The sequence below is a fragment of the Pseudomonas sp. DVZ6 genome (genome assembly GCF_024259445.1).
In the GTDB taxonomy this organism is placed as follows: Bacteria; Pseudomonadota; Gammaproteobacteria; order Pseudomonadales; family Pseudomonadaceae; genus Aquipseudomonas; species Aquipseudomonas peradeniyensis.
The window spans coordinates 116,266-138,857 of sequence record NZ_JANCLM010000010.1; the positions used below are offsets into that span (position 1 = coordinate 116,266).

The 22,592-nt window shown below is 65.6% G+C and carries 20 protein-coding genes; 9 read left to right on the plus strand and 11 right to left on the minus strand.

Going from position 1 to position 22,592, the window contains the following annotated elements:
* Nucleotides 1-34: 34 nt before the first annotated feature.
* On the plus strand, nt 35-961 hold the full coding sequence (locus tag NMG10_RS08175) for a LysR family transcriptional regulator (RefSeq protein WP_203652339.1): 927 nt from the start codon (nt 35-37) through the stop codon (nt 959-961).
* On the opposite strand, the gene gspF is transcribed toward NMG10_RS08175, so the two are convergent.
* From gspF to gspG, 7 genes are read right to left on the minus strand one after another with little or no spacing between them, the layout of a single operon-like run.
* A complete protein-coding gene (gspF, locus tag NMG10_RS08180) occupies nt 942-2,147 on the minus strand; it encodes a type II secretion system inner membrane protein GspF (protein WP_203652338.1) in 1,206 nt (401 codons plus the stop codon). The genes NMG10_RS08175 and gspF overlap by 20 nt on opposite strands.
* Nucleotides 2,147-3,568 (minus strand): type II secretion system ATPase GspE, encoded by a 1,422-nt coding sequence (gene gspE / locus NMG10_RS08185; protein ID WP_254464145.1) that lies wholly within the window; start codon nt 3,566-3,568, stop codon nt 2,147-2,149. The genes gspF and gspE overlap by 1 nt, the downstream gene beginning before the upstream one ends.
* The gene (gene gspD, locus NMG10_RS08190; RefSeq protein WP_254464146.1) at nt 3,565-5,934 is read right to left on the minus strand and encodes a type II secretion system secretin GspD; all 2,370 of its coding nucleotides are present in this window, start codon (nt 5,932-5,934) and stop codon (nt 3,565-3,567) included. Before gspD ends, gspE begins: the two co-directional genes overlap by 4 nt.
* A complete protein-coding gene (gene gspM, locus NMG10_RS08195; protein WP_203652336.1) occupies nt 5,931-6,452 on the minus strand; it encodes a type II secretion system protein GspM in 522 nt (173 codons plus the stop codon). The genes gspD and gspM overlap by 4 nt, the downstream gene beginning before the upstream one ends.
* Nucleotides 6,442-7,362, minus strand: coding sequence for a type II secretion system protein GspL (gspL, locus tag NMG10_RS08200; protein WP_254464147.1), 921 nt, complete (start codon nt 7,360-7,362; stop codon nt 6,442-6,444). Before gspL ends, gspM begins: the two co-directional genes overlap by 11 nt.
* Entirely contained in the window at nt 7,359-8,291 is a 933-nt protein-coding gene (gspK, locus tag NMG10_RS08205) for a type II secretion system minor pseudopilin GspK (RefSeq protein WP_254464148.1), read from the minus strand. The genes gspL and gspK overlap by 4 nt, the downstream gene beginning before the upstream one ends.
* A 24-nt stretch (nt 8,292-8,315) precedes the next feature.
* Nucleotides 8,316-8,762, minus strand: a complete 447-nt coding sequence (gspG, locus tag NMG10_RS08210; protein WP_203652333.1) for a type II secretion system major pseudopilin GspG — start codon at nt 8,760-8,762, stop codon at nt 8,316-8,318.
* Nucleotides 8,763-8,910: 148 nt separating this feature from the next.
* Here gspG and gspI point away from each other — a divergent pair, with 148 nt between their 5' ends.
* Nucleotides 8,911-9,270 carry a type II secretion system minor pseudopilin GspI gene (gspI, locus tag NMG10_RS08215; RefSeq protein ID WP_244670987.1) on the plus strand — a complete coding sequence of 120 codons (360 nt, stop codon included), beginning with the start codon at nt 8,911-8,913 and terminating at the stop codon, nt 9,268-9,270.
* A 137-nt stretch (nt 9,271-9,407) separates the two neighbouring features.
* On the opposite strand, the gene NMG10_RS08220 is transcribed toward gspI, so the two are convergent.
* Entirely contained in the window at nt 9,408-10,403 is a 996-nt protein-coding gene (locus NMG10_RS08220) for a bile acid:sodium symporter family protein (protein WP_234562371.1), read from the minus strand.
* Nucleotides 10,404-10,545: 142 nt separating this feature from the next.
* Between NMG10_RS08220 and ampC the strand changes: the two genes are divergently transcribed.
* From ampC to NMG10_RS08250, 6 genes are all read left to right on the plus strand, one after another.
* Entirely contained in the window at nt 10,546-11,685 is a 1,140-nt protein-coding gene (gene ampC, locus NMG10_RS08225) for a class C beta-lactamase (protein WP_254464149.1), read from the plus strand.
* 1 nt (nt 11,686) lies between these two features.
* Nucleotides 11,687-12,310: a glutathione S-transferase family protein gene (locus NMG10_RS08230; RefSeq protein ID WP_203652329.1), complete on the plus strand. Its 624-nt coding sequence runs from the start codon at nt 11,687-11,689 to the stop codon at nt 12,308-12,310.
* Nucleotides 12,311-12,617: 307 nt separating this feature from the next.
* Nucleotides 12,618-12,950, plus strand: a complete 333-nt coding sequence (locus tag NMG10_RS08235; protein ID WP_186714050.1) for a hypothetical protein — start codon at nt 12,618-12,620, stop codon at nt 12,948-12,950.
* 138 nt (nt 12,951-13,088) lie between these two features.
* Nucleotides 13,089-13,868 (plus strand): DNA/RNA non-specific endonuclease, encoded by a 780-nt coding sequence (locus NMG10_RS08240; protein ID WP_234562373.1) that lies wholly within the window; start codon nt 13,089-13,091, stop codon nt 13,866-13,868.
* 112 nt (nt 13,869-13,980) lie between these two features.
* On the plus strand, nt 13,981-14,985 hold the full coding sequence (locus NMG10_RS08245) for an AAA family ATPase (RefSeq protein WP_232855575.1): 1,005 nt from the start codon (nt 13,981-13,983) through the stop codon (nt 14,983-14,985).
* Entirely contained in the window at nt 14,982-15,620 is a 639-nt protein-coding gene (locus NMG10_RS08250) for an HNH endonuclease (RefSeq protein ID WP_232855576.1), read from the plus strand. The genes NMG10_RS08245 and NMG10_RS08250 overlap by 4 nt, the downstream gene beginning before the upstream one ends.
* On the opposite strand, the gene NMG10_RS08255 is transcribed toward NMG10_RS08250, so the two are convergent.
* Nucleotides 15,589-16,965 carry a hypothetical protein gene (locus NMG10_RS08255; RefSeq protein ID WP_232855577.1) on the minus strand — a complete coding sequence of 459 codons (1,377 nt, stop codon included), beginning with the start codon at nt 16,963-16,965 and terminating at the stop codon, nt 15,589-15,591. The genes NMG10_RS08250 and NMG10_RS08255 overlap by 32 nt on opposite strands.
* Nucleotides 16,966-16,971: 6 nt before the next feature.
* A complete protein-coding gene (locus tag NMG10_RS08260; RefSeq protein WP_232855578.1) occupies nt 16,972-18,303 on the minus strand; it encodes an McrB family protein in 1,332 nt (443 codons plus the stop codon).
* A 356-nt stretch (nt 18,304-18,659) separates the two neighbouring features.
* Here NMG10_RS08260 and NMG10_RS08265 point away from each other — a divergent pair, with 356 nt between their 5' ends.
* Nucleotides 18,660-19,994 (plus strand): MFS transporter, encoded by a 1,335-nt coding sequence (locus NMG10_RS08265; RefSeq protein WP_232855579.1) that lies wholly within the window; start codon nt 18,660-18,662, stop codon nt 19,992-19,994.
* Nucleotides 19,995-20,124: 130 nt separating this feature from the next.
* Here NMG10_RS08265 and katG read toward each other — a convergent pair whose 3' ends face one another.
* The gene (gene katG, locus NMG10_RS08270; RefSeq protein ID WP_232855580.1) at nt 20,125-22,371 is read right to left on the minus strand and encodes a catalase/peroxidase HPI; all 2,247 of its coding nucleotides are present in this window, start codon (nt 22,369-22,371) and stop codon (nt 20,125-20,127) included.
* Nucleotides 22,372-22,592 lie beyond the last annotated feature (221 nt).

Below are 22,592 nucleotides of genomic sequence, written 5' to 3' on the forward strand. Positions count from 1 at the left end.
TAATTCGAAAGAACTTATTTCTGCGATCCAATAAATGAATATCGGCAACAAGGATCTCAACCTGCTGCACCTGTTCCAGGTGCTCTACGAAGAGCGCAGCGCCTCCCGTGCCGCGCAACGCCTGGCGCTCAGCCAGCCGGCCCTGAGCCACAAGCTCAACAAGCTGCGCCACCAGTTTGGCGACCCGCTGTTCGTGCGCGCGCCACGCGGCCTCACGCCCACCCCCAGGGCCCACGAACTGGCACCCGAGGTGCAACAGTTGATCGGGCACCTGCAGGACTTCTTCAGCCGCTGCGACGGCGAGCACTTCCTCGAACGCCCGGTCCAGTTACACCTGTACAGCACCGACTACCTGGAGCAGACCTTGCTGCCCGGGCTGCTGCCGATTCTTCGTGACCAAGCGCCGAACCTGACCCTGATCACCCACAACACCCGGGGCGACCTGCCCCGCGAGGCATTGGAGAAAGGCACCTGCGACCTGGCCATCGCCGGCTTCTACAGCGACCTGCCGGACACCTTCCACCAGCAGCGGCTGCTCAGCGAGGACTTCGTGGTGCTGGCCGCCGCCGACAACCCGAGGTTGGTCGACGGCCTGACCCTGGAGGCATTCGTGGCCTGCGACCACCTGTTGACGACCTTGACCGGCGATCTCGACGGCCGGGTCGACCAGGCCCTGCGGGCCCTCGGCCAGCAACGTCGGGTGGTAGCCGGGCTGTCCAGCTTCATCGCCCCCACACGCCTGGTGCGTGGCACCGACCTGCTGCTGACCTGCCTGCGCTCGCTGGCCATGGAGGCAGTCGAGCGCGACCCAGGCCTGCGCCTGCATGCCCTGCCCCTGGTGCTGCCGCACGTCGAGGTGATGCAGATCTGGCACGCGCGCACCCACGCCGATCCCTTGCGTGGCTGGTTCCGCCAGCAGGTGTGGGAGGTGGCGCAACAGGTCATTGCACCAGCTGGTTGATCTCGATGATCGGCATCAGCACGGCCATGACGATCAGCAGTACCACCGCGCCCATGACCACGATCATCAACGGCTCCAACAGCGCGGTCATGCCCATGGCGCGGCGTTCGATGTCCTTGGCCAGGCTGTCGGCGGCGCGGTCGAGCATCGGCGGCAGGTTGCCGGTCTTCTCGCCGCTGGCGATCAGGTGGATGAGCAGCGGCGGAAAGACCTTCTCCACCGCCAGCGCCGAAGCCAGCCCGGCGCCCTCGCGCACCCGCGCCGTGGCCTCGTTGACGCACTGGTCGAGGCGGTCGTTGCCCAGGGTCTGGCGCGCCGCCTCCAAAGCCCGCAACAGCGGCACCCCGGCGCTGCCGAGGATCGCCAGCGTGGAGGCGAAACGCGCCGTGTTCAGGCCCAGCACGAAGCGTCCGAACAATGGCAGGCGCAGGATCCGCCCATGCCAGGCCAGGCGCGCCGCCGGCGCGCGCAGGTAGACCCGCCAGCCCCAGAACACCCCGGCCAACAGGGCGAAGCACAGCACACCCCATTCGCGCACGAAGTCACTGGCCGCCAGCATGGCCAGGGTCAACCCGGGCAGGTCCTGGCGCGCCTGGGTGAAGGCACTGACCACCTGTGGCACCACGTAGCTGAGCAGGAAAATGACGATACCCACCGACACCAGCCCCACCACCCCGGGGTAGATGAACGCGGTGAGGATCTTGCCGCGCAGGGTGTTGCGGTCCTCGATGTAGTCGGCCAGGCGCTCCATCACCTGGGCCAGGTCGCCGGACTCCTCGCCCGCCGCCACCAACGCCCGGTAGATCTCGGGGAAGTCCCGCGGCCGCTCGGCCAGGGCATCGGCCAGGCGCATGCCGCTGCGTACATCGCCACGCACCGCGCCCAGCAACTGCGCCACATGCTTGCGTTCGGCCTGCTCCAGGGTCGCACCCAGCGCCGCTTCCAACGGCAGGCCGGCGGCCAGCAGGCTGGCCAGCTGACGCGTGGCCCAGGCCAGGTCGCCGTCGGACAGCTTCGCGCCGAACAGACCATTGCCCTGCCCGGCCGCGGCCTGGGCCTCGACCTCCAGGGTGGTCAGGCCCAGGGCACGCAGCTGGGCCATCGCCGCCGCCGGGCTGTCGGCTTCGAGCAGGCCCTTGACTACGCGGCCCTGGGCATCGGCGGCTTCATAGCGATAGCGATTCATCAGGCGTCCCGTGTCACACGCAGGATCTCTTCCAGGCAGGTGCTGCCACTGTCGACCCAGCGCTGGCCGTCCTCGCGCATGCTGCGCATGCCGTTGCGCCGGGCGGCGGCGCGCAGGACCTGTTCGTCCGCGCCCTGATGCACCAGGCTGCGCACCTCGTCGTCCACGCAGAACAGCTCGTGGATGCCGGTACGACCGCTATAGCCGCAATGGTTGCAGTGCGCACAGCCCACCGCACGGTACTGCCCGGGCGTGGCCGGGTCGGGCTCGCGACAGTGCGGGCACAATCGGCGCACCAGGCGCTGGGCCAGTACCCCGAGCAGCGCCGAGGCCAGCAGGAACGGCTCGACCCCCATGTCGACCAGGCGGTTGACCGCCGACACCGCGTCGTTGGTGTGCAGGGTGGCCAGCACCAGGTGCCCGGTCAGCGAGGCCTGCACGGCGATCTGCGCGGTCTCCAGGTCGCGGATCTCGCCGATCATGATCACGTCCGGGTCCTGGCGCAGGATGGCGCGCAGGGCCACGGCGAAGCTCATGTCTATACGCGCGTTGACCTGGATCTGGCTGATGCCCGGCAAGTCATATTCCACCGGATCCTCCACGGTGAGGATGTTGCTGACGCTGGCGTCCAGCCGCGCCAGCGCGGCGTACAGGCTGGTGGTCTTGCCCGAGCCGGTGGGGCCGGTGACCAGCACGATGCCATGGGGCTGGCGGATGAGCTGGTCGAGCCGCGCCAGCAGGCCTGCGTCCATGCCCAGTGCTTCCAGGCGCAGGCGTCCGGCCTGCTTGTCGAGCAGGCGCATCACCACCCGCTCGCCATGACCGGTGGGCACGGTGGAGACGCGGATATCGATGGGTCGCCCGGCCACGCGCAGGGCGATGCGGCCGTCCTGGGGCAAGCGCTTTTCGGCGATGTCCAGCTGCGCCATGATCTTGATCCGCGACACCAGCGCGCCGTGCAGCGCCTTGCGCGGCGAAACCACGTCGCGCAGGGTGCCGTCGACCCGGTAGCGCACCAGGCAATGGCTCTCGAACGGCTCGATATGGATGTCGCTGGCCTGGTCGCGCGCGGCCTGGGTGAGCAAGGCGTTGATCATGCGGATCACCGGCGCGTCGTCCTGGGCCTCGAGCAGGTCGGTGACTTCCGGGATGTCCTGCAGCAGGCGATCCAGGTCCACCTCGTTCTCCGCCGCGCCCACCACCGCCGCCGCGCTTCCGGTGTCGGCGTAGGCACTGACCAGCAGCGCGTCCATCTGCGCATCGTCGAGCGCCTCGACCAGCACCTGGCCATGGCGCCTGCGCACTTCGGCCACTGCCCAGGCCGGGCTCGACGGGCAGCGCGACAGCACCGCACCGGCCTCGCCATCCACCTGCAGCACCAGGCGTTGGGCCTTGGCCCAGGCGTATGGCAAGCGGCTCAACGCGCCACCTCGTCCACCGGCACCGCGCGGATCGCGGCCCGTGGTGCGCGCAGCGCCGCCGGCTGGGCGCGGCCCTGGTCGGGCACGCCCTGCTCCACTGGCGGCAACAGCGGCATGTCCATGTCCGGCAAGGCCCAGGAATGCTCGGGCTTGAGGCTGCCCTGGGCGCGGCGGATGAAGTCGTAGCGGTTCAGGGTGATGCTGCGCCCGACCGCCGCATCGCGCACGATGTAAGGGCGCAGGAACACCATCAGGTTGGTCTTGTTGCTGGCGCGGCGCTCGCTGCGAAACAACGCACCGACCCCCGGCAGCCCGGACAGCCACGGAATGCCCTCGTTGGTCTGGGTGTAGCCGTCCTGCAGCAGGCCGCCCAGGACCATGATCTGGCCATCGTCGAGCAGGATGCTGGTGTCGATGGCGCGCTTGTTGGTCACCGTGCCGGCGGCGCTGGAGGCGCGCTGGTCGACGCTGCTGACCTCCTGGTAGACGTCCAGCTTGACCGTGCCGCCCTCGGAGATCTGCGGACGCACGTTCAGTCGCAGCCCCACCTCCTCGCGCTGGATGGTCTGGAACGGGTTGTTGCTGTTGCCGCCGCCGTCGGTGACGTACTGGCCGCTGACGAAGGGGATGGTCTGGCCGACGAAGATGCTCGCCGCCTCGTTGTCCAGGGTCAGCAGGTTGGGTGTCGACAGCACGTTGCTGCCGCCCTTGCTCGTCAGCGCACGGGCCAGCACCTTGAGGTCGAGCACCTCGCCGATGCCCGGGATTTTCACCGTGCCATCGACCACCCCCACTGACAGCCCCTTCGGCAGCACGTCGATGCTGCTGGGTCCCTTGACCAAGCCGCTGCCGCCGAGGTTGGCGCCGCCAAACACGCCATTCTTGCCGAGGTTACCGGCCTGCCACTGGATGCCGAACTCGTTGGCGTCGTCTTCACCGACTTCGACGATCAGGCTTTCCACCACCACCTGGGCGCGGCGCTGGTCGAGCTGGTCGATGACTTCGCGCAGGCTGCGGTACAGCGGCTCGGGCGCGGAAATCAGCAAGGTGTTGGTGGTCTTGTCGGCCTGGATGGTCGCGCCACCGGCGGAGAACGCGGTGCCCTGGTCGTTCTGCTGGGTGGTGCTGCCATAGCCGTTCGGTGTCGTGCCGGCGCCCTGGCTGCTGCCACGGCTGCTGCTGGCGTTGTTGTTGGCGCTGTTGCCTTGCGTGCTGCTGCCATTGCCGTTGGCGCCGTTGCTACTGCCGCCAGTGAGCATGCCGCCTCCACTGAGCAGCGCACGCGTGGTGTCGTTGCCGGCAGTGTCACTCTCGCCGGTCAGCAGCCCGCGCAGGCTCTGCGCCAGCTTGTCGGCCTGGGCATTGCGCAGGTACACCACATGCAGGTTGCCGGCGCTGTTCTGGGCGTTGTCGAGCTTGTAGATCAGGTCGCGGGCCAGCTGAGTGCGCTCGGGGCTGCCGGAGCGGATCACCACGCTGTTCGAACGCGGGTCGCCCAGCACGCTGATCTTCTGGGTCGGGTCGCTGCCCTGGCTGTCGAGCAGTTCATTGACCATGCCGGCGATGTCGCTGGCGATCCCATTGTTGATCGCCACCACATCGGTGTCGATGGCCGTGGGAATGTCGACCCGGTCGAGGATCTGCGCCACCCGCTCGAGGTTCTCGGCGTAGTCAGTGACGACCAGGGTGTTGTTGCCGGGGTAGGCATTGATCGGGTTGTCCGGCGAGACGATCGGGCGCAGCACCGGGATCAGGTTGACGGCGTTCTCGTATTGCAGGCGGAAGGTGCGGGTGACCATGCCGTTGCCGGCGTCGCGGTTCCCCGTCACCAGTGCGCCGCCGAGCAGCTTGGCATCGGCCTGCGGTACCACCTGGGCCACACCGCCGACGTCGACCACGCTGAAACCCTGCATGCGCAGGGCCGACAACAGCATGCCATAGGCTTTGCTGGCGGGCACCTCGCCCTCGGAGACCAGGGTCAGCTGGCCCTTGACCCGCGGATCGACCAGGAACTGACGCCCCGTGGCACGGGACAGGCCGCGTACCACCGCCTGAATATCGGCGTCGACGAAGTTCAGCTGTACCGGCTGGTCACCCAGTGGATTGGCCTGGGGCGGCGTCGCCACGGCGCGGCTGTGGCGCTGACCGACCCGAGGGCCAGGCTGACGCGTTGCCGGGCGGGTCTGCGCCTCGGGCTGCGCACGATGATCCAGCCCGGCCGACGAGGCGCCGGCCTCGGCCAGCGGGCGGCCCAGCTCGCTGCTGGCCAAGGGGCGTTGCACGCTTGGTGCGCTGGCGCAGGCGCTGAGCGCCAGGGCCAGGAGCAAGGGCGCGAACGGCAGTCGCGGTGAACGGAGGGACATCATGAAGGGTCCTTAGCGCCATGCGCCTGATCCATGCGAAGAGTTCCGGAGAAGGTCACCGGGCTGCCCGGCTCGGCAGCCGGATCGCGGCGCAGCGCCAGTTGGCCGGTGTCCAGGCCGAGCCGTGGCGGCACGCTCTGCAGCCAGGCCATCGCCGCTTCGGCCGGGGCCCGGTGCCAGCTCAGGCGCCAGGCATCGCCCTCGGCATCGAGTTGTGAGTGTTCTTGCAGGCCTGCCTGCTCCAGGCTTTGCCGCAATGCCAGGGCGATGTCTGCTGGGCGCTGCGCCAGTCGCTCGCCGAGCAGTGCGTCGAGCGCCTGGGCCTGGCCGCGCAGCTTGGGTGTCTCGGCTTGCCAGTGGTCGATCCGGGCCAGGGCCGGCTGGACCAGCACCTGCCAGCAGAACAGCACGCCGAGCAGACCGCCGCCCAGGGCGACGGCGCGGCGCTCCCGCGCGGCCAGGGCCTGCCAGCGTTGCCGCCCCTGCGCACGCAGGGTAGCCAGGCGCGCCTTAATCGACATGGGCCAGCTCCTCGCCAGACGAATTGGCCGCTCGCAGTGTCCAGCCCTGCCCGCTGGCCTGGCCGTCGATGCCACGGGCGGCAAGATCAGCCTGCCAGGCGCTGTCCGCCGGGACCTTGCCGCCGTCGGGCAAGGGGGTAATACGCAGCTGGCCATCCTGGTAATCCATGGCCTCGACATTACCGGCCAGGAACGGCATGACCTGCCCGGCACCCTCCAGCAATGCCGTCAGCCCCGCCGCCGCGCTACCCTGCCCGCCCTGCAGTTGCTGGCGCGCCTGCTGCAACGGGTTGAGCACCACCGGCAACTGCGGGAAGGCCGTGCGCACCTGTGTGACCATGCGGGTACGCAATGCTTCGCCCTCTCGAATCAGGTGCGCGGCGTAAAGATTAAGGCCCAGGCACCAGACCAACGTTGCCGCCGCCCAGATGCCCAACGTGCGCCCCCAGGCCATCGGCTTCGTCGGCCCGGCCAGCCCGCCGCACAGATCCGCCGCCGACAGGGCATCGTCCTGTCGGGCGTACAATCCAGCCGACCTGATGCCATCGACCTGCAACCACGCCTGCAGCCTCGCCAGTTCCGTCAACCCGAGCCAGGCCACCGCGACCTGCCCATCGGCCCGACGCGGCCCATGCGCGACATGGACCTGCCCGGCATCACCCAGCACCAGCCCCTGCACCGCGCAGCACACGGCCGACGTAAGGCGCTTGCCGGCCAGGGGTGGCATGGCGATCTCCAGGGCCAGGCTATCCTGCTCGTGCAGGTGCAGACGCCAGGGCGCGCCCTTGGCCTGCCGAAGCAACTGTCCACGGCTCGCCTGCCCGTGCCGATCAGCCAGGCGATACTCCAGCACCGACGCCTCGTCCAGTTCGGCCAGCGGTGCCAGCCATACCTCCATGACCGTGCTCATGCGCCCACCCGGCGCCAGATGACATCCGGCAACTGCCCCTCGCGCTGGCGCAGCAGCGCCTGCAGGGGAAGCTCGCGACTGCCCAGGCGCGCCAGGCCATGCAGGCGGAACCAGTCGCTGTTGATCCCCACCCGGACGTTGGCCATGGCCAGGGATGGCATGCGCAGGCGATTGACGAAATCGCCGCGATTGATGAACCAGCGCCCGCCGTCACGTTCAGCCACCAACGCCGCGGCCTGCTGCAACGACAGGCCCGGCACCTGAGCGGCAAGCACTTCGGCACTGGCGGTGTTGCCGTTGACCCAGGTCAGCGCCGGCAGCACCGTGACGAACCGGCGCAGGCGCGCCAGGGCTTCGCCATCCATGCCCTTGAGCCCGGCCAGGGCCTCGACGCTGCGCAACATCGGGCGCCTGGCCGGCAACGCTTCGTCGGCGCTGGCCGGTGAAGTCGCACGGCCGCTGGCCAGGCCCAAGCCGGCATTGGCGGGAGTGGCCAGCGGACGCTGTGGGTAGCTATCGATCACCTGCCCGGCAATGGCCGTGGCCAGTCGCTCATTGACCCCTATCAGCGCGCACAGACGCTGGAAAGTCGCCAACGCCTCGGCGTCTACCTGGCCATCGACCACCAGGTTGCGCAGGTTGAACTTGCCCTGCTCGTCCTCCAGTTGCCCGTCGAAACGCACGCTGGCGGACGGCACATCGCGCATCGGGCGTGACCAGGGCTGGCCGCCGCGCACCAGCGGATCGCGCAGGCGCTGTTCGAACAGCACCTGGCGGCTAAGCTGCAAGCCGCCTTCCAGGGCCCATTGGCCTTGCAATGCCAGCTGGCGATTCTCCACCTGACGGGTCAGCAAGCCCTGACGCTCGATCATGCCGGCGGCAATCACCGCCACTACCGCAGCGATCAGCAACGCACTGATCACGGCCATGCCCTCCTGGCGCGCCATGGCCGGTCACAACTGCCAGGAGCCGAGGTCGGCATTCACCCCATCGCCGCCGGCCTGGCCGTCGGCGCCCAGGGAGAACACATCGATCTCGCCGTTGGCGCCCGGGTTCAGGTACTGGTACGGGCGCCCCCATGGGTCGTTGGGCAGGCGGTCGAGGTAGGCGCGCCATTGGCCGTCCTTGGCCTGGGCCGGTTTTTCCACCAGCACCTTCAGGCCCTGGTTCTGGTTGGGGTAGGCGCCGTTGTCCAGCCGGTACAGCTTGAGTGCCTGCATCAGCCCGCCGATGTCCTGGCGCGCCGCAGTGGCGCGGGCCTGGTCGGGGCGATCAAGCACCTTGGGCACCACCATCGCCGCGAGAATCCCGAGGATCACCACCACCACCATGATCTCGATCAGGGTAAAGCCTTGCTGGCGGATACGCTGGGCGGGCATGTTGCGGCGGTCGATCTGCATCTCGGCATTCCTTGCGTGAGTTCGAATCGGGGGCCGATTGTGGCAAGCCGGTATGTCACGGATATTGAAAAAGCTCGGGAGTCGGCGTCGTCAAACCGTCATCGCACCGCTCTACAGTGCCGCTTTGGCCTGCGCGAATGGAGTTCCCGTGCGCACCACCGAGGACGGTTTCACCCTGATCGAAGTGCTGGTGGCGCTGACCATCGTCGCCGTGGCCATGGCCGCCGCCGTGCGTGCCACCGGGTTGATGACCCAGGGCAACGGGCTGTTGCGCGACAAGGGACTGGCCCTGCTGGCGGCCCAGGGGCGCCTGGCCGAACTGCGCCTGGAGGGCGGCGCGAAGGCAGGCGTCAGACAGTTCGAATGCGACCAGGGGCGTTTGCGCCTGCGCTGTGAGCAACGCTTGTCGCGTGCGCCGGGGGCGATGCTGGAAGTGTCGCTGCTGGTCTTCGACCGCCAGCGCGAAGGGCCGGCGCTGGCGCGATTGCAGACGTTGGTGGGTCAGTGAATGTGAATCGGACGCCTTCGTGAGAGCGAACTCGTGGGAGCGGGCTTGCCCCGCGATAGCGCTCGCCCAGGCAATCGCTATCGCGGGGCAAGCCCGCTCCCACCGCATCCTTACAGCCAGGCCTTCAGGGATGATCCTTACAGCGAGGCGCGCACCTCAGGATGCCCCTCCTCCACCCGCGCCGCATACCGCTGCGCCAGCACCGCGCAGACCATCAGCTGGATCTGATGAAACAGCATCAACGGCAGGATCATCGCCCCAATGCCGCCCCCCACGAACAACACCTGCGCCATGGGCACGCCTGTCGCCAGACTCTTCTTGGAACCAGCAAACAGGATGGTGATGCGGTCCTCGACATTGAATCCCAGCACCCGCCCGAGCAAGCGCGTGCCCAGCAACACCACCGCCAGCAGGATCCCGCACACGGCGAACAGCCCGGCCAGGTGCTGCGGCGACACCGTATGCCACAGACCGGTGACCACCGCTTCACTGAAGGCGGTGTAAACCACCAGCAGGATCGAACCCTGGTCCACCACCTTCAGCCAACGCGCATTGCGCTTGACCCAGGCGCCGATCCAGCGGCGGGCGACCTGCCCGGCGACGAAGGGCACCAGCAACTGCAGGGTGATCTTCAGCACCGCGTCCAGCCCGGAGCCGGTGTCGCCCGAGGCGCCCAGCAACAGCATCACCAGCAGCGGCGTCAGGAAGATCCCCAGCAGGCTCGAGGCCGCCGCGCTGCAGATCGCCGCCGGCACGTTACCCCGGGCCAGCGAAGTGAAGGCGATGGCCGACTGCACCGTGGCCGGCAAGGCGCACAGGTACAGCACGCCCAGGTACAGCTCGTTGCCCACCAACGGCACGAACAGCGGCTTGAACGCCAGGCCCAGCAACGGGAACAGCACGAAGGTGCAGGAGAACACCAGCAAATGCAGGCGCCAGTGACCGGCACCGGCGATGATCGCCTCGCGCGACAGCTTGGCGCCATGCAGGAAGAACAGCAGGCCGATGGCCAGGTTGGTCAGCCAGCCGAACAGCACCGCCCCCTCGCCGGAGCACGGCAGCACGGTGGCGATGAACACCACCCCGAGCAGGGCCAGGGTAAAGTTGTCGAACAGCATCCGTAGATATCTCATCACAGTTTCCGTCTTGTCTTTGTGCAAGCCTGGACGATAAGGTCTTGGCCCTTGTGCCGCTAACGCCGGAACCCCTGTCGGTGTCGCCCAACGGACACCTCGCTTCGCCACGCCCCTGATCCACGACAAGGAACGCCCCACCATGAAACGCCCCCCACGCCTGCTGCTGGCCGCCACCCTGATGCTGGCCGCGCCGCCGCTGCTGGCCAACGACCTGCAAGCCACCGTCGATGACGTCATTCCGGCGCTGATGCGCGAGCGAGGCATCGCCGGCATGGCCGTGGCGGTGTATGCCAACGGCCAGTCGCATTACTTCAACTACGGTCTGGCCGACAAGGCCAGCCGCCAGGCAGTGAGCCGCGACACGCTGTTCGAGGTCGGTTCGGTGAGCAAGACCTACACCGCTACCCTCGCCGCCCTGGCCAGCGCCGAAGGCAAGCTCGACTTGCAGGCCCCTGCCAGCCGCTACCAGCCGGCCCTGGCCAAAGCCTCGATCGGCAGCGCCAGCGTGCTGGAACTGGGGGCCTACAGCGGCGACTGCCTGCCCTTGCAGTTCCCCGATGAGGTGCAGACGCCGGCCCAGACCCTGACCTGGTTCCAGCACTGGCAACGCCGCTTCGCGCCCGGCACCCACCGCTGCTACTCGAACCCCAGCCTGGGCCTGTTCGGCGACCTCGCGGCCCGCGCCCAACAGCGACCGTTCGCCGAACTGATGACCCAACAGGTGCTGCCCCGCCTTGGGCTCAAGCACACCTATCTGGAGGTGCCGGCCAGTGCCCGCGGGCTCTACGCACAAGGCTACGACGCCAAGGACAAGCCGGTGCGGGTCAACCCGGGCCCCTATGCCGAGCAGGCCTATGGCATCAAGACCAGTGCCAGCGACCTGCTGCGCTATGTGCAGTTACAGCTGCAATCGGACACCCTCGACCCGGTCATGCGCAAGGCCATCGCCATCACCCAGTCCGGTTACTTCCAGGTCGGCGCGATGACCCAGGGTCTGGGCTGGGAGCGCTACCCCTACCCGGTCAGCCTCGACACCCTGTTGGAATACAACGGCGACAAGATCATCCGCGGAGAAAACCCGATCCAGGCGCTGAACCCGGCGCTGCCCGCCGAGCCTGCCGCCTGGTACAACAAGACCGGCGCCACCGGCGGCTTCGGTGCCTACGTGGCGTTCGTGCCGTCCAGGCAGATGGGCATCGTGCTGCTGGCCAACCGCAACTACCCCAACGAAGAACGCGTGCGCGCCGCGCAACGCATCCTTTCCAGCCTGGAGCCGTGACATGCTGAAGATCCTTGGCAAGGCCTCGTCGATCAACGTACGCAAGGTGCTGTGGACCTGCGCCGAACTGAACCTGCCGTTCCAGCGCGAAGACTGGGGCAGCGGCTTTCGCGCCACCGACACGCCCGAGTTCCTGGCGCTGAATCCCAACGCCATGGTGCCGGTGATCGTCGATGGCGACTTCGTGCTGTGGGAATCCAATACCATCCTGCGCTACCTGGTCAACCAGTACGGCGGCGAGGCGCTCTACCCCGGCGCCCCCCGCGCCCGCGCCGCGGTGGACCAGTGGCTCGACTGGCAGGCCACCGACCTCAACGACGCCTGGCGCTACCCGTTCATGTCGCTGGTGCGCCAGTCGCCGGCGCACCAGGACCCCGCGCTGCTGGCCGCCAGCAGCGCTCAGTGGACGGCCAGGATGCGCCTGCTCGAAGCACGCCTGCAGGCCACCGGCGCCTATGTCGCCGGCGACGCCTTCAGCCTCGCCGACGTGGCCATCGGCCTGTCCCTCAACCGCTGGCGGCGCACGCCCCTGGAGCACCCCGAGTTGCCGGCGCTGGAGGCCTATCATGAGCGGCTGCGCCAACGCCCCGGCTACCTCGAGCACGGCGACAACGGACTGGCGTGACAGAACCGGCAGGATTGTCCGACAAGATGTAGTGAGCAAAAATAATCACTACAAACCTGTTGACGCCCTTCCCGCGCCTTGTGCATGATGAGGCCGTCTCCCCGATCGGGAGCGGTGGCAAGGGTGTTCCAGACGGCCTGCGCGGTAACGCAGGCCGTCCGTGGAGAGGGAAACTGCCCAGAAGGCAGCGTGAGAAAGCCCCTGTTGCGATGCTGCTGTAGCAGCCTTGGTTAGCGCGCTACATGGTGTGGCGCCGAATGTGAACTTCAGCCGAACTTCACCAACGAATGAGAGTAATGGGGGCTTTATGATGAACTTGAACAACAATCCAACCATCGACCAATTGGCCCGGCTGTTCGCCGCACGCAAGGACAGCCTCGACGACCACCTGCTGTGGGTCAGCCAGTCCGGCGAGGTCCGTCTGGATCGCCTGCCGCCGAACACGGTTGAAGCCGAATTCGAATCGCACATGCCCAGCATGCGCGCCCGCTTCAAGGTCTACCGCCGTGGCCAGGGCTACGTCGGCAGAAAGGCCGCCGCCGACACTTCCTTTGTCGGTCGCGTGCTGCAGACCCTGCAACAAGAATGGCCCGCCGCCCGCGAGCGGCAGGCAATCAAGGTGATCGACTCGCTGAACTGAATGCCTCGGCAGTCCACCGTTGCTTGAGCCCGGCCCGCAAAGGCCGGGCTTTTTCATGCCTGATGGCCAGCCCTTTCACAGGCAACCGATCCACAGACTGTTGTACCATCCCGCGCCTTTGATCAAGGAAGACGCGCCATGCGCCGTTTGCTGTTCCTGCTGTTGCTCCTCAGCCTGACCTCCTGCGCCCCGCGCCTGCCCTCCCCGCCGGCTCCCGAACCCGCCGCCCCGCCCCTCACCCTGCTCGATCACGGCCGCTTCCGGCTCTGGTACGACTGTCAGCGCGGCGAGCCGCACCGCTTCGCGTTCACCCTATGGAAAGACCAGGGCCATTTGCAGCGCATCGACAACTTCCGTATCGACCGTAGTCTGCCCGAGGGCTGCAGGGGTCAGTTCTCGGCCAAGGCTTACTCGACTCCCAAGGGTTACCACCGCGGACACCTGGCGGCCAACAATCATTTCGACGACGACCGCGTGGCGATGGATGCCTCCAACCTGATGAGCAACATCGTCCCGCAGCTGGCCTCTCACAACAGCCGCACCTGGTACCAGACCGAGCTGCTCACCGAGTGCTACCGCGACCTGCACCCGGTGACGGTGATCGGTGGCGTGGTGTTTGGTCATGCCGGCGCGGCACTGGACAACGACGCCTTTGTCACGTCCCACGGCATTGCCACGCCCGAGGTGTTCTGGAAGGTGCTGCTGACCGAGGATGACCAGGGCAAGCCCCAGGTCATCGCCTGGTGGATCCCGCACCAGGCCGGGCTGGGCACCGACCTCGACCCATACCTGCGCAGCGTTCGTGAAATCGAGGCGTTGCTCGGCCCGGGCGAGGCACCGATAGAGGTGCCGGAGGCCCTGAAAGACCAGCGCCCGGTCCAGACTTGGCCAATACCGGCCGGCTGTGATCGACAATAAACCGGTCGACGGACAGGCTTGAGGGAGGCAAGAAATGGCGTAAAGCCATCACTCAACGTATGCTGCCCGCTCGCGAACGGCCCCGATTGCCGATCCCAGGAAAGGATTCTCCATGCGTACCCGACTGCACGACTTCGACTACGATTGCCCCCTCTCGATCCTCATCGGCGAAAACGGCAGTGGCAAGAGCCAGGCCCTTGCGGATATTGCCGAGGCCTACATCAGCAAGAACCGCACGGTCATCGCCATTGCCAACTGCCCGTTCGACAAGTTCCGTGACAAGGGCAAACGCTACTTCTTCATGGGTGGCCGCTATGGCCAAACCTTCCTCTCGATCGCGCTGCAACGTGTCATCGCGTCGATCAAGGAACCTTCCGATACCCGTTTTCTGATCGGTAAGGTACTTGAGCGCCTGGGATATGAGCCTCGCATGGGCATCTGCCAGGAGAACGCCAAAGCTCGAATCGACTGGTTCGACCTAGGAAGCAGCCAGTCTTCCGAGAGTCTCTCGCGGTATTCGGACAAAGGGGCGTGGACACTCAATCTGTACAAGGACGAACTACGCAACTGGCCGGCGATATTCCTGCACAAGGGCAACGAACAATTCCCGCTGGAGCAGGCGAGCTCCGGTGAGATCCAGTTGATCACGACCCTGGCCTTCATTGCTTCCCACATCGACAAAGATGCGGCGATCCTGATCGACGAACCGGAAAACAGTCTTCATCCACGTTGGCAGCATGACTACATCAAGAGGCTGTTCGACCTCTTTCACTACCACAGGCCCAGGGTGGTCATCGCAACCCACTCACCGGTCATGGTCACCACCGCGCCCCACGCCGAAATGCCCTGGCAGGCCTATGCCGTCAAGGACAACGCCCCCCGCCCCCTGGACTGTGGCGACGAAGGCATGGAGCAAGTGCTATGGGACGTGTTCAGGATGCTGACGCCACGCAGCGCTTTCCTGTCCCACCATATGACCACCCTGCTGCACCGCCGGCAGCAGGGCATGCTGACTGAACAGTTGTTCCACCGTGAGTTCGATGAATTGGAAGCCGCCGCCGCACATGACGGCAAGCAACTGCTGCTGATTCGCAAGGCGAGGATGCTCGTATCATGACCACATTCACCTACACGATGGATGAGCACCTGAGTATCGCCAGGGCACTACAGGTCGGCACCAGACCTCGCCCTTCGGCCAGAGAAATCTGGGAATCCGCCCATGTAGCACCGATCAAGCGACGGCTCAAGGCGCACAAACGCCGTGAACAAGGCGAGCGCTGCTGTTATTGCCAGAGACCTATTGGCGGCGAGTACAACATGGTGCTGGATATAGAGCATGTATTGCCAAAGAGCCAGTTCAATCATTGCATCTTCGACCTGCCGAACCTGGCGGTGGCATGCGCCAAATGCAACAGGAAGGTCAAGCGCGCACGACTGGACTTCATTGACCCGGCATTGCTGCGCATCCCCAGAATGCACAAGAGCCTACTGTTCAACCCGGATCATTACCGCATTGCTCACCCGAACCTGACCGATGCCTACAAGCATCTTTCCATAAACGTTCACCTGGTCGGACGGAGCACCTTGTTTCACTACGACCTGATCACCCCCATGGGCAAATACATGTACGACTTTTTCGAACTCCATGAGTTCGAGGCCGAATCCATCAGCCACGCCCAGGGCATACCCGCCCCGGTGAACGAAGACCTGCACGAACAGATCAAGGCAATTGAGCGGGAGATCTACGGTTGAACGCAGCGGCCTCGCTGCGCAGCGCCATCGACTGGTAAAGACTCGCGTAGCGTTCCAGCAAGACCCTGGTTTGCAGCAAGTGCACGGACAATGGCGGGTCCCAGGCTGGGGTCGCTTCCAGTGCATGCACCTCGAAGGCGCGACCCGGCAGCCACATTTCCAGGGCAATGGGCGGTTCGCCCGACGCAGTCGCGGATAGATGACAGCGCAGCAGCAAAGCGTAGATTTCCAGGTTGGTGAAGTCCCGTTCCTCCTTGGTCGGTGGCTCGTCCTCTTTCTCCTTCGGCCGCTGCCAAAGGGGTTGCGGGTAATACTTGAAGTCGACCACACGCCACCGCTCGCCAGCGTTCACCACCAGGTCGGGGCGCCGATGCAGATGGTTGCGCGAGAACACCAAGCGCTGCGCCTTTCGCCAGCGCGCCATGTCCCTGGGACCGCACACCCCGCGTGGCAGATGTTCGAAGTCACAGTTGTGGATGGTGGTGTCGGCATTTTCGGCCAAGGCATGACACAGGCACATCGACTCCCATACCGCCCAGAATCCTTGAACGCCCCAAACCAGGCCAGGTGACTGCTCCACGCTGCTCGCACCCTGCAGGTAGCGCGCCAGGGCATCATGCAACCGGCAGTAGGTGGCATCCCTTGGCGCGGCCTGGCGGTCGATTCGCCACAACAAGTGGCTAAGCCGCTCGCGGCAGTGCTTGATCTGCTCGGCATCACCCAGGTAGAGCGAGTCGTCTGCCGCCAGGTAGCGGTGCTGGAAGTCCTCCGCCAGGGCGATTCCATCACGGAAGAAACTGCCCCAGGCGCACTGAAGGTCCACCTGCAGCAGGTGCTGGTAGAAGTCCCGTGCCAGAAAACAATAGAGCCCCACGATTGCCTGTTTGCCCAGGCCCATTGTCCGACGCATGCCTGGTACCCGGTCCAGATACGGGATGTCGCCTTCGTCGAAGAGCGCACGGGACAGGTACCGGTCGAGTCGCTGGACGTCCTGAGGAGACGTCATGCCAGGATGCGCATGCAAGGACACTATGCTGCGAGGGTCCACCTCATCGAACAGCTCGTCGAATGCCAGCATGTCGACAAACCCCGCCCCCTTGCCCGCTGCCTGCGCGCCACCTTTGCCATGCCGCTCCACGCCATCCCTGGCCGCCATGATGCGCTCGCCATGTCCGGTGCGGCGAAACACGGCAAACATGCGGTAAAGCAGCGAAAAGACTGCGGTAGGTGATAACCCGCTGCAGTCGAGACCGTGAGGCACCTTGAGCAGAGTGCGTCCTTCGGCGCTCAGGAACAGGCCAATGTCCTTATCGCCTTCGACGATTTCAAGCGCTTCGCATAGCATCCTGGCTCAAGACTCCTCGCCTTTGGCATTGGCTGAAGGAGGCTTCATCAGGTTGTCGAAGAAGGTATCGAGACGATCAACGAACTGGTCGAACGTGCGCAACGTCTGTCGATTCATGCCGACCAACTCTGCAAGAGGCGTCTTGTCGCGCGCGTAGACATTGTCCCAAAGGTAGAGGCACAACTTGCCGGCGATATCGGCTCGCTGAATACAAGGCTCATCGACTTCCGCCTCCAACTCCTGCAGCGCATCCAGGAACTTCAGGATGGTGAGCCCTTCACTACCGGCGTCCGCCTTGGTCAGGTAGTAGGGATAAATGCCGCTGCCTTCGGAAAGAATGGCCTTGAACTTGCGTTTTGCGCCCACATCGTAGCCGGCCAGTTTCAGGATCCTGTCCTGCGTCGCCTTGCTGCAGTTTCTGGTGAATGCCAAGACGTTGTTTTCGAACGACGCACTGTTATCACCTCCGGCCCCAGACTCCGTGACGCTATTGGCAAGCGATCGCAGCCTGTGCCAGGCATCTGCGTCCTGAAGCTCGTGTACCTTGCCTTTGCGGGGCGGGCGCGCCTTGATGAACCATGGCCCGACCAGCTTGTCATCCAGTTGGGGCGCCGTGCAGGTCTCGCGGATGAAGTCATTCAGCACCTTGAGAAATGCCTCCCAACGAACCGGTTCGGCCGACGGAATCAAGGCATCGGCCTGGATGCGTTCCTCATCCGACTCGCCCAGGTGGACCCGACAAAACTCGAAATGCCAGCGGCGCTTGAATGCCGAGTCCATGAAGAAGATCGATTCGTCACTGGTGTTCATGGTGCCGATCATGTGCAGGTTCGGCGGCAACATGAGCCGGTTGTGCTCCAGGCCCTCGCGCAGTTTCTGCTGCAGAATGCTTTGCGTGGTAGTGACAGGCCCCATTGAAACCTTCAATGCCGAGCAGATCACCTCAGATACGGTGATCGAATAGCTCGACCATCCCTCATCGTCCCTGTCCAGCAATTGGAAGATATCGCCGAAGATCTCAGCGCAGTTACCCCGGTTGATCTCGTCGATCAACAACATCACCTTACCGGGCGTTTCTTTTTCCAACTCGGCATACGCACGCGTCAGCGCCTGGATCAGCGGGCCGGCATGCACCCTGTACTCGATCCGATGGTCAGCGTTAGTCAGGGGAAGCACCCGGGCGACGAACTCGCCATAGCTGTACTCAGGATGAAAGGTAACAGGGATGATGTTCTGGTCGACGGCACCCAGCTCGTCAGCCTTGTACTTGCGGGCGCGATGACTTTTGCTGGTGCCCGGAGGACCAAACAGAATCAATTGATGGGGAACTGATGCCATGTCGACCTCTTTCCATGAGTAGATGGCCCCCCCCAGAAACCTGTCAGGCTGACCAGAAATAGATTGCCCGCCAAATTACCATCAAAGTGCCACCAACCAAACCCATCAGGCATCCGCAATTCGCCCCCTAGAGCGCTCGCGCGCCCCTTAACGGCCCTTTCATCGACCTTTCGGGCGAGAACCGATGCAAGTGCTCCGGCCGCTTTGCCCCCCAGGTGTGGTCGTAACGGATAACCCGATGTCGTCTACGACAAAGCCTCCACCTCTTGCCGCTTGTCTACTGGCCCCAGAACAACGACGGCGCGCCCCGAGTGAGCCGCACCGGCCCAGGCTGCCCAGCGCAACGGAGAGCATCCATGTCCATTCCCCATGAGGTCCCGCCCGCCACCTTGCGGCGGGTGATCGTCGCCTCGGCCATCGGCAACTTCGTCGAATGGTTCGACTTCGCCGTCTACGGTTTTCTCGCCACCTTGATCGCCAGCCAGTTCTTCGCCAGCGAAGACGCAGGCGTCGCCCTGCTCAAGACCTTCGCCGTGTTCGCCGTGGCCTTCGCCCTGCGCCCGCTCGGCGGTATCGTGTTCGGCGCGCTGGGCGACCGGCTCGGACGCAAGCGCATCCTGTCGCTGACCATCCTGCTGATGGCCGGCTCCACCACCCTGATCGGCCTGCTGCCGACCTACGCCAGCATCGGCGTGCTGGCCCCGGTACTGCTCACCCTCGCCCGCTGCCTGCAGGGGTTTTCCGCGGGCGGCGAGTATGCCGGTGCCTGCGCCTACCTGATGGAGCACGCGCCACGGGGCCGGCGGGCGTTCTATGGCAGCTTCGTGCCAGTCTCGACATTCAGCGCCTTCGCCTGCGCGGCGGTCATCGCCTACGGCCTGGAAGCCAGCCTCACGCCCGAGGCGATGAATGCCTGGGGCTGGCGCGTGCCGTTCCTGGTGGCCGCGCCCCTGGGCCTGGTGGGCCTGTACCTGCGCTGGCGCATGGAGGAGACCCCGGCGTTTCGCCAGGCGCTGGCCGAAGGCAAGGCCCACGCGCACTCGCCGCTGGGCGACACCCTGCGCCACCACGGCCGCACCATCCGCAACCTCGGCGCGTTCATCTCGCTGACGGCGCTGTCGTTCTACATGTTCACCACCTACTTCGCCACCTACCTGCAGACGGTCGGCCACCTCAGCCGCGCCCAGGCGCTGCTGGTCTCGACCGTGGCCCTGCTGTTGGCCGCCGCCGGCTGCCCGCTGGCGGGTGCCTTCAGCGACCGCGTCGGCCGGCGCCGGACCATCGGTTTCACCTGCCTGTGGGTGATGCTCGCGGTGTTCCCCGCCTACTGGCTGGCCAGTTCCGGTTCGCTGTCGGGGGCCTTGCTGGGGGTGATCCTGCTGGCCATCGGCGCGCTGATGAGTGGCGTGGTCACCGCCGCGCTGCTGTCGGAATGCTTCCCCACCCGCAGCCGCTACACCGCCTCGGCGATCACCTACAACGTCGCCTACACCCTGTTCGGCGGCACCGCGCCGCTGGTGGCGACCTGGTTGATCGAACAGAGCGGCAGCCGCCTGGCACCGGCGTTCTACCTGGTAGTGATTGCGTTGCTGGCATTGGTGGGTGGGTTGGCCTTGCCGGAAACCTCGCAGGCTTCATTGCATGAGGGCACCCCAGGCAACGATCAGCCTGGGGTGTCGCAGGACCTGTAGGTGATAGCCCTGGGGCTTTTCGTGGGAGCGGGCTTGCCCGCGATGATGGCCTGAACGGTTGATGGCCTCATCGCGGGGCAAGCCCGCTCCCACAAGCCCGCTCCCACGAAACGACGCCCCAGGCCTTTCCTCAGGCCAGGTCGAAGCGGTCCAGCTCCATGACCTTCACCCACGCCGCCACGAAGTCCTTGACGAACTTGTCCTTGGCATCGCTGCTGCCATACACCTCACTCAAGGCACGCAGTTGCGCATGGGAGCCGAACACCAGGTCGACCCGGCTGGCGGTCCATTTCACCTGGCCGGTCTTGCGATCACGGCCTTCAAACGCTTCGTTGTCCGCCGAGGTCGGCTTCCACTCCACGCCCATGTCCAGCAGGTTGCGGAAGAAGTCATTGCTGAGCACGCCGACCTTGTCGGTGAACACGCCGTCCTTGCTGCCGCCATGGTTGGCGCCGAGCACCCGCAGGCCGCCGATCAGCACGGTCAGCTCCGGTGCGGTGAGGGTCAGCAACTGGGCCTTGTCCAACAGCAGCTTCTCGGCCTTGACGCTGTATCGCGCCTTGCTGAAATTGCGGAAACCGTCGGCCAACGGCTCGAGCACGGCGAACGACTCAACGTCGGTCTGCTCCTGCGAGGCATCCACACGCCCCGGATGGAACGGCACGCTGATGTTGTGCCCGGCATCCTTGGCCGCCTTCTCCACCGCCGCGCTGCCGGCCAGCACGATCAGGTCGGCCAGGGAGATCTTGTTACCGCCCTCGCCGCGGATCTTCTCCAGTGCCGTCAGCACCTTGTCCAGGCCCTGGTTCGCCGTCCAACCGTTCTGCGGAGCCAGGCGCAACCGCGCACCGTTGGCACCACCGCGCTTGTCGGAGCCGCGGAAGGTCGAGGCCGAGGCCCAGGCGGCGGAAACCAGTTCAGGGACACTCAGCCCCGAAGCCAGCACCTTGGCCTTGAGCGCGGCGATATCGGCGTCGCTCGGTTGCGGTCCTGATTTGGGCAACGGGTCCTGCCACAGCAACTCCTCGTTGGGCATTTCTGGCCCTAGGTAGCGGGCCAACGGGCCCATGTCACGGTGGATCAGCTTGTACCAGGCACGGGCGAAGGCGTCGGCAAGCTGGTCGGGATTGTCCTTGAAACGCCGGGCGATGGGTTCGTAGACAGGGTCGAAACGCAGCGCCAGGTCAGAGGTGAGCATCGAGGGCGCATGTTTCTTGCCCGGGTCGTGGGCATCGGGCACGGTCCCCGCACCCTTGCCGTCCTTTGGCCGCCACTGGTGGGCACCCGCGGGGCTCTTGGTCAGTTCCCACTCGAAATTGAACAGGTTGTTGAGGTACTCGTTGCTCCACTTCGTCGGGGTCGACGTCCAGATTACTTCCAGACCGCTGGTGATAGTGTCGCCGCCCTTGCCGGTACCGAACTTGTTGCTCCAGCCCAGGCCCTGCAGCTCCAGACCTGCGGCTTCCGGCTCGGCGCCGACATTGTCGGCAGGGCCGGCACCGTGGGTCTTGCCGAAGGCGTGGCCGCCGGCAATCAACGCCACGGTTTCTTCATCGTTCATGGCCATGCGGCCGAAGGTCTCGCGGATGTCCTTGCCGGATTTCACCGGGTCGGGCTCGCCTTCCGGGCCTTCCGGGTTGACGTAGATCAGGCCCATCTGCACGGCGGCCAGCGGGTTTTCCAGGTTGCGTTCGGCCGACAGGTCGCGGTTCTGTTCCTCGCCATGCTTGGCGGGCTCGGCCACCAGGTCCCCCTGGCCGGGCGGCTGGGCCTTGACCTGGTCCTTGCCGTAGCGGGTATCACCACCCAGCCAGACCTTCTCCGAGCCCCAGTACACGTCCTCGTCGGGCTCCCACACATCGGCGCGACCACCGGAGAAGCCGAAGGTCTTGAAGCCCATGGATTCGAGGGCGACGTTGCCGGTGAGCACGATCAGGTCGGCCCAGGAGATCTTGTTGCCGTACTTCTGCTTGATCGGCCACAGCAGGCGCCGGGCCTTGTCCAGGCTGACGTTGTCCGGCCAGCTGTTGAGCGGGGCGAAGCGCTGCTGGCCGGAGCCGGCGCCGCCACGGCCGTCACCGATGCGGTAGGTGCCGGCGCTGTGCCAGGCCATGCGGATGAACAGCGGGCCATAGTGGCCGAAGTCGGCCGGCCACCAGTCCTGTGAGTCAGTCATCAAGGCGGTCAGGTCATTTTTCAGGGCCTGGAAATCGAGACTCTTGAACGCCTTGGCGTAGTCGAAGTCCGGGTCCATGGGGTCGGACTTGCTGGAGTGCTGGTGGAGGATCTTCAGGTTGAGCTGGTCAGGCCACCAGTCACGGTTGCTGGTGCCGCCACCGGCGGTCTGATGGAACGGGCATTTCGATTCGTTCGCCATCTGCTTCTACCTTTTGGGTCGGTTCAATTCAGATTTCCGGGCGTTCTTGTATTTTCGTTGCCAGGTGTTGGAACGGGTGCGCCCGAAAGCGCGCCCACTCCTCATCAGTGTGGCCGGGCACGACGGTGCACCGGCTTTTCGCGGAACCAGCAGAAAGACTAGCCGAGCTTGGGCAGAGGTCTAATAGAGGCGCTATTGGGGGGTGATAGCCTTGCTCTGTC